Source organism: Deinococcota bacterium (assembly GCA_030858465.1).
Classification (GTDB): domain Bacteria; phylum Deinococcota; class Deinococci; order Deinococcales; family Trueperaceae; genus JALZLY01.
Map to the genome: position 1 here is coordinate 1 of JALZLY010000170.1, position 7,731 is coordinate 7,731.

Here is a 7,731-nt window from a genome sequence, read left to right on the forward strand (position 1 = left end):
GGGTTCGGCGGCGGCCGCCGCGACCGGGGCGACGTTGCCGCTCACCCAGCGGTAGCGGCTCACCCTGGAGCCCGGCGCCGGGTCCCAGAAACCGGTGAACTCGGCTAAGTAGAGCGCGCCGTCGGGGCCGAGCTGCATGGAGATGGGCTGGGTGGAGCCGGTGGTGTCGAAGGTCTTGATGTTGACGTAGCGGCCGTCCTCGACGTCGGCCCACTTGATCCAACGGCGCGCCCAGTCGTAGATGAAGGCCTTGCCCTGGAAAGCTTCGGGAAAGGCCCCTTCGCCGCTGTGGCGGTAGACGGGGCCGTTCATCGGCGCGCGGCTGCCGGTCTCGTAGCTGTACTCCCAGAGGGGAGGCGTGAAGTCGGGAATGTTCTGGGGGGTCCAGTCGGTGTAGAAGATCTCGCCGACCATCCGTGGCCAGCCGAAGTTCTCGCCGCCCTCGCAGGCGCGGTTGAACTCGGCGTAGTCGTACTCCGCGTCGGGACCCACCATGCCGATATAGAGGCACTCCGTCTCCGGGTCCACGGTGAAGCGGAAGGGGTTCCTGAGGCCATAGGCGAAGATCTCCCAGCGCACGCCGGGCTGGCCGTAGAAGGGGTTGTCCTTGGGGATGGTGCCGTCACGGTTGATGCGCAAGATCTTGCCCTGCAGGTCTTGCAGGTTCTGCGAGGTCGTCTCGGAGTCGACCAGCCGCGACCAGTGCAGCAGGTCGAGGTCGTGGCGCTCCATAAAGGCCTCGATGCGCTCCTCGGAGATCTCCCAGTCGGGCCGGGCCGAGGACATGCCGCGGTCGCCGGTGGAGAGGTAGAGGGTGCCGTCGGGGCCCCACTCGATGTCGCCCGCCTGGTGGCAGCACATCGGCTCGGTGGGCACGCGCAGGAGCACCGTCTCGGTGTCCATGACGAGTTGGCCGTCGCTGAACTCGAAGCGCGACAGGGTGTTGATGAAGGTCTCGCGCTCGGCGTAGTAGATGTAGACGTAGGGCTCGCCCTGATAGAACTCCGGGTCGACCGCGACGCCGAAGATGCCGTGCTCGATGTTGGTCGGGTCGGTGGTGGGGATGTCGGCTACCTGGCTGGTCTCGCCCGTCGCGGCGTCATAGCGGTGGATTCTGCCGCGCAACTCGGCGATCCAGACGTTGCCCTCCTCGTCTACGGCGATGTCTACCGGCCAGACGTTCTCGGCGATGGTCTCCTTGACGCGCTCGCCGGTGCAGTCGGCCTCGACGCGCCCGGCGGCGACACGCATGCCCTGGAGCAGGTGCTCGACGAAGTGGGCCTGGTTCCAGACCTCGGGGTTTTGGCCCAAGGCCGTGTAGAAGACCCGGCCACCGCCGAAGTTGCGGCACCACGACACCGGATAGTCGTTGCGCTCGGCCGTGGGGTGACCCTGTTCGACGCCGATGCTGCGCGTGTCCAAGGAGAGCAGGACGCGCGAGTTCCAGCGCGGGTTGGCGTCAAAGGCGTAGAGTTCATCGCGGATGGAAAAGCTGTCCTCGCGTGTGGAGAAGCCCCCGCTGAGATGCGCCACCGCCGGATGCTCGGGCTCCTCGACGGCGATGTCGAAACCTCCCGCGTGTGCCTCCCCTTCGAAGAGTCCGCCGCCCAACATCTCGCGGTAGGTGTCCCAGTTGTGCCCGGTGTCGGCGGCCGAGTAGGAGCCGACGAAGCCCTTGCCCGCGCGCATAAAGCGGAGCACACCGTCGCGCTGCTGCTGCGTGAGCGGCAGGTTGCCGGAGGTGTTGAGGAAAAAGAGCAGGTCGTAGGCCTCCAAATTCTCCCAGGTGAGCTGGCCGATGTCGTCGCTGATGGTAAAGTCGAATTCGGTCGTCTCGGCGAGGCCTCGCAGACTTTCGGCGGCGGCGTCTTGAGACTCGGGCCGGTAGTCGTAGGCGCCGGTAAAGACGAGCACGCGGACCGGTTCGGTGCCCTCGTCTACGGCAAAGAGTTCGGGCAGCGTCTCGGGCGTAGCCACTTCGTCCTCGGCAAGCGGCAGGACGCGGATGTTGCGGAAGGCGTTCTGCGCCCCCTGGTGGTGGTTTTGCAGGCCGATATAACCCTCGCGGCCGCGCTCGCCGAAGAAGTCGTTGACCTTCTCGCCGTTCAGCCAGATCTGGTAGCGCTGGCCGGTCACCATGATGCAGTAGTGGTTCCACTCGCCGCTCGGCTTGGACGCCACCTTGGTGGGCGCCTGAAAGCTGTAGATCGAGCCCGTCACGTTGACCGGCGCGTCGGTGTCGTCGATCTGGATCTCGTAGCCCTCGTTCACCGCGTGCCAGGGGTCGTCGCCTATCTCGGGAAAGCGCACGAAGACGCCGGAGTTGTCCGATGGATCGGCCTCGCGCCACTCGAGCTCCAAGATGAAGTCTCTAAAGGGCCGCTCGGCGTACTGGAAAAGCCCCAGGCCGCCGAAGCTCAGCATGCTGCCGTCGTCCTCCAAGGTAAAGCCGCCGGGGCCGGCCTGTTGCCAGCCGTCCAAGCTGGTGCCGTCGAAGAGGGTGACCCACTCACCGCCGTAGCCGCTATCCTCATGCTGGCAGGCCAGGCCGAAGCCAAGGGCCAGGGCGATGAGCAGGGCGGCCCTTGACAACCATCTCTGTCTGGTGCTGTTCACGTTCTCGGTCCTTCCTGAGGCGCTCATCGGCCTTCAGCCCCCGTGGCGCCGAGGTGCTCGAGCGCCAGATAGAGCCCGCCTTCCATCATGATGGGAGATACCGTGCCGTCGCCGTCGGCGTCCACGCCGTTCAGGCTCTTTTCGAGGAGTTCCGCCAGCGCGGCGGCGTGCTCTCGAGCGCTGTCGACATCGTCCTCGTAGTCCACCTTGAGCATGTTGTAGGCCTGGGCCTGCGCCTCGCCTATCCAGCCGGTATCCGCCGTGGACAGCCAAAAGTCGGTATCGCTGTCCCAGATGTAGGTCAGGCTGACGCGCGGCTGCTCCGAGCCGTGCATGACGCCGGTGGTCATCCGCTGCCAGCCGATCACGTTGTTGAGGGAGGCGAGGAGCGGCTCGTTGTAGATGGTGGCCAGATCGTCGGGGTCGGGGTCCGGGTGGTGCAGCGCCACGATTCTGTCGCGCACGAAGCGCCCGTGCCCCATGATGCCCAGGCCCTCGGGGTCGTGGATGTACCAGCGCTCGCGCCAGCCGGGAAAGTCGGGCTCGACGGGGTTATGCTCGTCGAAACCGGGGGCGACGCCCCAGACGCTGACGATGACCGTTTCCGCGTGGGCCCTAACCTCCTCGACCGTCTCCGCCACGGCCGCGGCCCGCGCGGCCGCCAGGGCCTCTTCGGTGAGCTGAACCACCCTCTGCAGGTGCTGACCGATCTCCTCTTCGGGGCTCGGCAAGCGGAAGTCGCCGGCGAAGAGCTCAGCGTTGCCCTCTAGAAAGTCCATGCTGCGGCGCAGGAAGCGCTCGTGGTCGCTCGGGTTGTCGTGCTCGACGATAAACCACGCCACGCCGCCGTCCCGCGCGGTGGTCAGGATGCGGGTCCAGTCCAGGACGCCGTAGCCGATGTCGGCCCAGCCGTCCTCGTCGCGATTTTGATAGGGCGGCGCGACGTCCTTGACGTGGATGCTGAGGTGGCGGCCGTCGTAGCGCTCCAAGAGCTCGACGGGGTCCTGACCGCCGCGCACCACCCAGGCCATGTCGAGCTGAAGCCCCACGTTGTCGGGGTCGGTGGGCTCCAGGAGCCAGTCGAGCGCCAGTTGACCGTCCAGCTCCTCCATCTCGAAGTCGTGGTTGTGATAGGCGAAGCGCAGCCCCGCCTCGCGCAGCCGCGCGCCGATGTCGTCGAGTTCCTCGCCGAGCACCTGCCAGCCCTCGGCGTCGTTGGGCGCGGACACGAAGGGCAAGACGATGGTGTCGTTGCCGATGGCCTGGCTAAAGGCGACGATCTCGTCGAGGTCGTTGCGAAGCGCGTCCAGGCCGTAGTGTGTGGAGATGGCGCGGAGGTTGTAGCGCCCCAACAGTTCGTTCATCTCATCGGCGCCTAGCCCGTGGTCGCCGACGAGTTCGACCGCCGGATAGCCCGCTTCGGCGACGATGCGCAGCCGCTCTTCAAAGGGGCCAAAGTCGCGCAGGCTGTAGAGCTGCACGGCCAAGGGCAAGTCCACGGGCTCGGCCAGGTCGAGCGGTTCCGTTGCCGCCGCGGCGGCGGCAGGCTCGGCTTCGGCTTCCTGCTCGGTCGCCTCGGCTTCTGCTTCAGTTCCAGCCTCCCTCTCCTGGGTGATGCTCACGCTCTCGAACACCGCCGGACCAGGACTCATGTCGTTGGAGGCGTAGAGGTAGAAGTAGAGCTCGCTGGCGTCCATGCTGCCCAAGTCCATCTCGCTCTCGCCCTGAGACTCGCCGTTCACAAAGACTTCGACACCGACCGCCGAGCCTTCCTCGTGCGTGAGAACCCACTCGAGGGCATAGGGCGGCGTCGCTTCGACGCTGAAGCCGGGCTCGAAGGAGCCGTCTGCCGCTGGCGTGAAGGTGGGGGAAAAGCCGCCATCGCTGACCGTCAGGCGGAATCCCGGCTCGTTCCAGAGGTCGCCCGAGAGGCTCAAATTGCTCCAGAAACCGGGGTTCTGCTCGTTCCAGCCTGCTTCTGCATAGTCCACGGTAACGGTGGTGACGTTGTTGCTGAGGTTGAGGGGCTGGCTTAGGACGAGGCCGAGCTGGTTGTTGTCCCAGCCGTCGGTGCCCAAGCCCTCGATGCGGAGTTGGCCGTTTTCGACCACGACCTCACCGCCGGAATCGTTGTCGTAGAGCTGCCAGACGCGGTCGTCCAGCTCGCCGTCGAAGTCGTCTTCGACCAGAACGTTGCCCGCCGTGGCCGTGTCCTCGGCCATGGGGTCGGTTTCAGTGTCGGTTTCAGTGTCGGTTTCAGTGTCTTCAGTGGCTGCTTCCTCAGGGGTTGCCGGTTCTTGCTCGGTTTCTTCAGTCGTGGTCTCTTCTGTAGCCGTCTCTTCTGTAGCCGTCTCTTCTGTAGCCGTCTCTTCCGTGGCGGCGGTCTCGGCCCCTTGTTCCTGGGTGGTCTCCGGCGTCGTCTCCGCCGCGGCGGTGAAGAGATCGGCGTGCTCGCTCAGGAACTCCAGGCTGCGGCGCAGGAAACGCTCGTGGTCGCTGGGGTTGTCGTGCACGACGATGTACCAGACGACGTTGGCGCCTCGTGCCGCCGGCAAGACCTGCTGCCAGTCGACGATCCCCTGGCCGACGTCGGCCCAGCCGCCTTCATCCTGCGCTTCGCCCTCCGGCGCCACGTCCTTGGCGTGGACGCTGATGAGGCGGTCGGCATACTGCGTCAAAAGCGCCGCCGGGTCCTGGCCGCCGCGCTCGACCCAGGCTACATCGAGTTGCAGATACAAGTTGGATGGGTCGCTGCTCTCGAGCAGCCAATCCAAGGCCAGCCGCCCGCCCAACTCCGCCATCTCGAAATCGTGGTTGTGGTAGGCGAAGAGCATGCGCTCCTGGCGCAGGCGCACGCCGATCTCATCGAGCTCGCGTCCCAGCTCCTGCCAGCCCTCGACGCTATCCGGGCGCATGTCCTGGGGCAGCCAGGGCATGACGATGGTGTCGTTGTTGACGGTGTGGCTGAAGGCGACGATCTCGTCTAAGTTGTTCCTGAGGTCGTCCAAGCCGTAGTGGGCGGAAACGACGCGGAGGTCGTGTTCAACGAGCAAGGTCTGCATCTCGTCAGCGCTCAGGCCATGGGTGCCGACGAGTTCGACGGCGGGATAGCCCGCTTCGGCCACGATGCGAAGTTGCTCCTCGAAGCTTCCGAAGTCGCGGAGGCTGTAGAGCTGCACCGCCACGGGCAGGTCAATCCGGGGTGTTTCCGCCTCCTCGGTCGCCGTCTCGGTCGCCGTCTCGGTCGTCCCTGTTGTAGTCGCTTGGGCACCGGCAAGGGCCACCAGCCCTCCCAGCACGACCAGCAACGCCGTCAGCAGTAGTTTGTTAAACGTGCGCATGCCTGTACCTCGTCTTTTCGTTATAAAGATGTACTGTCCTTTGAGGGCTGGTTCTCATGACATCTTTCACGCCTGCCTCGAGGCTGGGTTTGATCTGCTGGGCAAGCTTACTGCCCAGGACCGGGACCTACCAGTTGCAGCCAGTTGATCGACACGCCGATCTCGTCACCCTCGGCCGCTCGGGCGATGAGGTAGAGGTCCTGCGGGCCCTCCAGGGCGCCGAAGGGAATGGCGACCGTCTGCCAGCCCTCGCCGCCCGTCACCTCGGCGCTGCCCAGGGTGTCGCCCTCGGGGCCGCCCGTGCGCAGCTCGAGGCTGCCGTCTGCGTCGGCATCGACTCGCACAAAGGCGGGGCCGCGGCCGGTCACGTCGACCTCCTGCCAGGCCAGGTAATCGCCCGAGCGGCTGAGGACCGCGTCCTCTTCGCCGTCCTGGTCGCGGGTGCTCTGAAGCTGGGCGCCTGCGCTCTGATCGGCTTGCTGGGCCTGCAACCTGGTGTAGCGCAGCCGGGCTTCGGTCGTGCCGGAGAGGCCCTCGCTGTCGGTGGCCGTCAGACGGACCAAGTAAGCCACCGCTCCGTGCCAATCGTAGGCCTCCAGACTGCCCAGGTCGAGTTCGGCCGACGCTCCCGTCACACTGAGCACCGTCTCCTCCTGCGCCTCGCCGCCCACCATGCGCCGGGCGACGACTTCCCACTCGAGGCTGTCCGCCGCCAGTTCGCCCTCCTCGGCGTCCGTGGCCGCGCCCTCCAGGGTCACCGTCTGATTCTGCTCGAAGATGGCGCCGGCTAGGGGCCGGGCGATCTCTGCTTCCGGGGCGGTGTTGCCGACCACGACCACTACGGGATCGGACTCGCCGACGGTGCCGTAAGAGCCGGTGGCGCGCAAGCTGGCCTGGTACTCGCCGTCCTCGGCGTAGCTATGCGTGGGGTCGGCTTCGGTGCTGGTGGCGCCGTCGCCGAAGTCCCATTCAAAGGCGGTGATGCCGTCGCCGTCGACGTCGAAGGAGCCCTCGGCGGAGAACTGGACGGTCAGGGGCCCCTGGCCCGAGCTGGGTTCGGCCGAGGCCATAGCCACGGGCGGCGCCGCCGCGGTCTTGTTGTAGATGCGGCTCAGCCTGGCGTCCTCGTTGGCCTCGAACCAGCCCATGCCGTACTCGAGCAGGTAGAGGGCGCCGTCGGGAGCCTGGGTGAGGTCCATGGGCCGGCTTAAGCCCTCGATGAAGTCCTCGATCACCACGTCCGGCCGCGGCACCTGGCCGTACTCGCCCGGCGCACCGATGGTGGTGTAGCTGTGCAGCTCGGGCAGCTCGGTGCCGTCCCCGCCTCCATTCTCACCCAGTGTCACCATCTTGACGAAGTGGCGCGTCCACTCGTAGATAAACCACTTGTTCAGGTACTCCTCGCGCCACTGATAGCGGGCGTCGGGCTCCGGCTCGCGCAGAATCGGTCCGGCCTGGGCGTTGCGCCCGCCGCTGCCCAGTTCGGGGAACTGCTCGGTCTCGGCGTACTTGTACCAGATGACGGCCGGAATCGCCTCGCTGCAGTCGAAGAGCCCCTGGCCCTCTTCGGTCTCGAAGTCGTAGTCGACGAAGGGCTCGGCCGGACCGGTGCAGAAGGGCCAGCCGGCCACCTGACCCGGTTCGGTGACTATGTACCACTCGTCGTAGCCGGCGGGGCCTCTGGCGAGGTCATCGTTGCTGGCGTCCTGGCCGACGTTGCCGACGAGTACCCAGCCCGTCACGGGGTCGACGTGAAAGCGGAAGGGGTTACGGA

General features: G+C 66.4%; 3 protein-coding genes. All 3 read right to left on the reverse strand.

The features are described 5' to 3' along the window. Nucleotides 1–2,616: ThuA domain-containing protein (locus M3498_08700; GenBank protein ID MDQ3459358.1), on the reverse strand; the 2,616-nt coding region annotated here is incomplete at its 3' end. Between the two features lie 23 nt (nt 2,617–2,639). Next, nucleotides 2,640–5,957 (reverse strand): sugar phosphate isomerase/epimerase, encoded by a 3,318-nt coding sequence (locus M3498_08705; GenBank protein ID MDQ3459359.1) that lies wholly within the window; start codon nt 5,955–5,957, stop codon nt 2,640–2,642. Nucleotides 5,958–6,064: 107 nt separating this feature from the next. Further along, a partial coding sequence (locus M3498_08710; protein ID MDQ3459360.1) for a PKD domain-containing protein occupies nt 6,065–7,731 on the reverse strand: 1,667 nt, incomplete at its 5' end.